Below are 4,905 nucleotides of genomic sequence, written 5' to 3' on the forward strand. Positions count from 1 at the left end.
TCCGGAGACGACGAAAGGGCCAGCCCCGGGTGGGGCTGGCCCTTTCGCGTGTCGGTGCTTGTCGGTGGTGCTTACCCGTTGCCGTGTCAGGCGGAGTAGCCGCGTTCGGCGGCCCAGTTGGCGAGGGTGATGGTGCTCATCCAGTACTCGCTCTGGTTCGGGTTGGCCGGGTCGGCGATCTTGACCTTGCGGCCGTGGTCGTCGTAGCCGACGACGGTCAGGTAGTGCCCACCCTCGTAGGAGTGCGGGGTGCCGTCGACGTCGGTGGCGGTGCCCTTGATGTTCATCACGACCGGACGCTTGGCGTCGATGGCGTTGACGATGTCGACCTGGAGCCGGTCCATCTCGGCCGGCTTGGCCGTGGTGTCCGGGATCGCGACGGTCTTGTAGTCGCTACCGCCGGCCTTGTTCAGCACCCGGGTGGTGTCCTCGGCCGAGTTCGTACCGGCCTCGGTCGTGCCCAGCTGGCCGGCCACGTCGTCCTGGCTGGGGGTGTGCCCCTGCGCGGACAGCGCGATCCTGGTGGCGGCGGGTGCGCAGTAGTAGAAGTTCTCCTGCGCCTTGTACTGGTAGTCCAGGACCTTCGACGGTGCCCGCTTGTCGAGGTCGCGGATGTCGGCGGTCACCGACGCGGCGGTCGGCGAGCCCGGGGTCGGGGTGTTGTCCATCGCGATCGCGGGGCCGGCGAACGCGCCGCCGACGACGGCGAGCCCGGCGATACCCAGCGCGGTCTTACGGATCGGGGTTTCGGTGATGGCCGGTAGCCATCGGCTGACGAAAGTCATGATGGTCGCCTTCCATTCCGGGGGTACGACAACGCCGTGGAGGATCTGGCGTGTCGAAAGGAAAGAAACCCGAAAACCAGGTTCCCGGGGGATCGGCACTCGCCCGGCGGATTGCTGCTGCTCGGGTGTGCCCGGGGGATGTAACCGTGGCCGGCGGCCCGTCATTCCCACGGCCGGGGTCGGTCACCGGCCCGCCCACCCACGCACCCGGCCGGTCAGGCCGGGCCCGCTGCTGCGGACGTACGCCAGGTATAACCGTGGCCGGCGGCCCGGTGTTCCGCGATCCGCCCCCACCACCCACCCGATCATGACCAAAAACCGGACACCCGGTCATGGACGGGACGACGGGTCCGGATGTCGCGTCCCCGGAGACCTGCGCGGGCGGCGACCGTCGTCCCGGATCCACCCGACTGCGGCGGCGGTGTCGAATGTCCGCCGTCCCGGCCGGTGCGCACGGCGTCCCGGCCTGCCAGACTTCGTGGTGCGCTCCGCCCGTCCCCGGTCCGGCGCCGTGCTCCGGCCTCCCGCCCGCCGCGCCATCGGTGCCGTTCCGCATGCGGGTGAGCCTCGCCGGCGAAGGGGACGGCCGTGACATGCTACGGCGGATCGGGATCGAGATCTTGAGGAGGCAGCGTGAGCCAGGAAGTACGCGGGGTCATTGCCAGGGCCAAGGGTGCGCCGGTCGAGGTGACCACCGTCGTCGTACCGGATCCCGGGCCGGGTGAGGCCGTGGTGCGGGTGCAGGCGTGCGGCGTCTGCCACACCGACCTGCACTACCGCGAGGGCGGCATCAACGACGACTTCCCGTTCCTGCTCGGACACGAGGCCGCCGGGATCGTGGAGCAGGTCGGCGCCGGGGTGACCGACGTCGAACCGGGCGACTTCGTGGTGCTCAACTGGCGGGCCGTCTGCGGTAGCTGTCGGGCCTGTCGGCGCGGCAAGCCGTGGTACTGCTTCGCCACCCACAACGCCAAGCAGAAGATGACCCTGACCGACGGCACCGAACTCTCCCCGGCGCTCGGCATCGGCGCGTTCGTGGAGAAGACCCTGGTACACGCCGGGCAGTGCACCAAGGTCGACCCGGCGGCCCGGCCGGCCGCCGTCGGGCTGCTCGGCTGCGGCGTGATGGCCGGACTCGGCGCAGCGGTGAACACCGGCGGCGTCACCCGGGGCGACTCGGTCGCGGTCATCGGCTGTGGTGGCGTCGGCGACGGCGCGGTGGCCGGCGCGGCGCTGGCCGGCGCGACCACGATCATCGCGGTCGACACCGACCCGCGGAAGCTGGAATGGGCCAGGGGATTCGGTGCGACGCACACCGTCAACGCCCGGGAAACGGACCCGGTGGAGGCGATCCGGGAACTGACCGGCGGGCACGGCGCGGACGTGGTGATCGAGGCGGTCGGCCGGCCGGAGACCTGGAAGCAGGCGTTCTACGCCCGTGACCTGGCCGGCACCGTCGTACTGGTCGGGGTACCCACTCCGGAGATGAAGGTGCCCGACCTGCCGCTGCTCGACGTCTTCGGCCGGGGCGGCGCGCTCAAGTCGAGCTGGTACGGCGACTGCCTGCCGGACCGGGACTTCCCGATGCTGACCTCGCTCTACCTCCAGGGCCGGCTGGACCTGGACGCCTTCGTCAGCGAGGAGATCGCCCTCGACCAGGTGGAGGACGCGTTCGGCAAGATGCACCACGGCGACGTGCTGCGGTCGGTGGTGATCTTCTGATGAGGGCCCGGATCGACCACACGGTCACCTCGGGCACCTTCTCGCTCGACGGCCAGACGTTTGATGTGGACAACAACGTCTGGGTGGTCGGCGACGACGCCGAGTGCGTGGTGATCGACGCGCCGCACGACGTCGACGCGATCGTGGCTGCGGTCGGCGGTCGGCGGGTACTGGCCATCCTGGCCACGCACGCGCACGACGACCACGTACGGGTCGCGCCGGCGCTGGCCGAGGCGACCGGCGCCCAGGTGCTGCTGCACCCGGCGGACCGGGTGCTCTGGGACATGGTGCACCCGGACGTGCCGCCGGGTGCGGAGTTGACGGACGGGCAGTCGATCGAGGTGGCCGGTACCACGCTGCACGTCCTGCACACTCCCGGGCACAGCCCGGGAGCCTGCTCGTTCTCGGCACCCGGCCTCGGGGCGGTCTTCACCGGTGACACGCTGTTCCAGGGCGGGCCGGGGGCGACCGGACGCTCGTTCAGCGACTTCGGCACCATCGTCGAGTCGATCAAGAATCGGCTGTTGAGCCTGCCCCCGGAGACGGTGGTGCACACCGGGCACGGCGCGAGTACCACCATCGGCGAGGAGGCACCGTACCTCGCCGAGTGGCTGGCCCGGGGCCACTGACCCGGCCGGCCGGCATCGCCCCCGGCCGGCATCGCCACCCCGGCCGGGGCGCCCACCCCGGCCGGGGCGCAGGGCCGCAGGGTCGCAGGGTCGCGAGGCCGCCGGGCCGGGTGCCGGGCCACCGCCGGTTGGTGGCCCGGCCGACCACGACATGTCCGACACGCACACTGTCGAGCTGCCCCGCCTGCGCACCCACCGACCACGCACCTGCACATCGGGAGGTGCGGTCCCGGGCACCCTCTTCGAACTTCCATCGCCGTCGGGAAGGCCGAGGCTCGCCGGGAAGGCCGAGGCTCGGCGACCCGGACGATTGACCCGGCGCCGGGCGAATCGCTCCGGTGCCGGGCCGGCATCACATGAAGTACCGCAGCCAGACGTAGATCCAGGCGAGCACGGTACTCATGATCGTGACGATGATGCCGTAGCGGGTGAACTGCCAGAACGAGATCCGGTGACCGGTACGGGCGGCGATGCCGATCGCCACCACGTTGGCGCTGGCGGCGACCGCGGTGCCGTTGCCGCCGAAATCCGCGCCGAAGGCGAACGCCCACCAGAGCGCCTGCCCGGTCTGCGGATCCGGAGCCTCGGCGACCAGCCCGTCCACCACCGGCGCCATGGTGGCGGTGTAGGGGATGTTGTCGAAGAACGCGCCCAGCAGCGCCGAGCCGAAGAGCAGCGCGGTCGCGGCGGTGAAGAAATCACCGTCCACCTGGTCGATCACCCACTCGCCGAACGTGGTGATCACACCGGTGTGCACCAGGCCGGCGACCATCACGAACAGGCCGATGAAGAAGACCAGGGTGGGCCACTCGACCTCGGCGAGCACGTCGGAGACGTCCAGCCTGGACACCACCAGCATGACCCCGGAGCCGACCATCGCCACCACCGACGGGTCGACGTGCAGCACCGAGTGCAGCCCGAAGGCGACCACCACCAGGGCGAGTACGACCAGGCAGCGGACCAGCAGCCGTACGTCGGTGATCGCCCGCCGCTCCTGCAACGCCAGTACCGCCTCGACGTGCTCCGGGTTGTACTTGAACGACTTGCGGAACAGCACCCGGGTGAAGAGTACGAAGACCGCGAAGATCACCACGACGGCCGGGGCCATGTGCACCAGGAAGTCCGTGAAGGTCAGTCCGGCCCGGCTGGCGATGATGATGTTGGGTGGGTCGCCGATCAGGGTCGCGGCGCCGCCGATGTTGGAGGCCAGGATCTCGGCGATCAGGTACGGCTGGGCCGGGATGTGCAGCCGGTTGCAGACCACCACCGTGACCGGGGCGACCAGCATGATCGTCGTGACGTTGTCCAGGAACGGCGAGGCGATGGCGGTGATCAGCATCAGCATCACCATCAGCCGGTACGGCCGGCCGGACGATCTCTTGGCGGCCCAGATCGCCAGGTAGTCGAAGAGACCGGTCTGTTTCAGCACCCCGACGATGATCATCATCCCGAGCAGCAGGAAGATGACTTTCCAGTCGATCCCCTCGTGCTCGGAGAAGTAGACCTCCGCCCCCGGCGCGAAGCCGAACACCAGCATCGCGGCGGCGGCGATCAGCACCACCTTGACCTTGTCCACCTTCTCGGTGGCGATGAAGAAGAACGCCACCACGAAGATGACGAGCGCGGCGACGGCGCTCATCGGGCGTACTCCGGTCCGGGCGTGCGACCCGGCGGAGCGCTGCCGGAGTGGCCGGCCGCCGCGAACTCGGCGAGCACCCGGTCCAGGGTGATCGCCCCGACCAGTACCCCGGCGCCGTCGACCACCGCCA

At 70.3% G+C, this 4,905-nt stretch carries 4 protein-coding genes; 2 read left to right on the forward strand and 2 right to left on the reverse strand.

Features of this window, described 5'->3' with window-relative positions; genetic code table 11:
* Positions 1-86 precede the first annotated feature (86 nt).
* On the reverse strand, positions 87-785 hold the full coding sequence (locus tag R6Y94_RS02770; protein ID WP_318394154.1) for a C39 family peptidase: 699 nt from the start codon (positions 783-785) through the stop codon (positions 87-89).
* Positions 786-1,418: 633 nt separating this feature from the next.
* On the opposite strand from R6Y94_RS02770, the gene R6Y94_RS02775 reads away from it, so the two are divergent.
* Together R6Y94_RS02775 and R6Y94_RS02780 are read left to right on the forward strand one after the other, a co-directional pair.
* Positions 1,419-2,507, forward strand: coding sequence for an S-(hydroxymethyl)mycothiol dehydrogenase (locus R6Y94_RS02775; protein WP_412102678.1), 1,089 nt, complete (start codon positions 1,419-1,421; stop codon positions 2,505-2,507).
* Positions 2,507-3,136, forward strand: a complete 630-nt coding sequence (locus R6Y94_RS02780) for an MBL fold metallo-hydrolase (protein ID WP_318394155.1) — start codon at positions 2,507-2,509, stop codon at positions 3,134-3,136. The genes R6Y94_RS02775 and R6Y94_RS02780 overlap by 1 nt, the downstream gene beginning before the upstream one ends.
* Before the next feature lie 352 nt (positions 3,137-3,488).
* On the opposite strand, the gene R6Y94_RS02785 is transcribed toward R6Y94_RS02780, so the two are convergent.
* Positions 3,489-4,775, reverse strand: coding sequence for an ArsB/NhaD family transporter (locus tag R6Y94_RS02785; RefSeq protein WP_318394156.1), 1,287 nt, complete (start codon positions 4,773-4,775; stop codon positions 3,489-3,491).
* Between the last annotated feature and the right edge of the window lie 130 nt (positions 4,776-4,905).

This window comes from Plantactinospora sp. KLBMP9567, assembly GCF_033446045.1.
Lineage (GTDB): Bacteria > Actinomycetota > Actinomycetes > Mycobacteriales > Micromonosporaceae > Plantactinospora.

Excerpts from the sequence above, each read along its gene's own strand:
- R6Y94_RS02780 (WP_318394155.1), top strand. The coding sequence starts at position 2,507 with ATGAGGGCCCGGATCGACCACACGGTCACCTCGGGCACCTTCTCGCTC.
- R6Y94_RS02785 (WP_318394156.1), bottom strand. The coding sequence starts at position 4,775 with ATGAGCGCCGTCGCCGCGCTCGTCATCTTCGTGGTGGCGTTCTTCTTC.
- R6Y94_RS02770 (WP_318394154.1), bottom strand. The coding sequence starts at position 785 with ATGACTTTCGTCAGCCGATGGCTACCGGCCATCACCGAAACCCCGATC.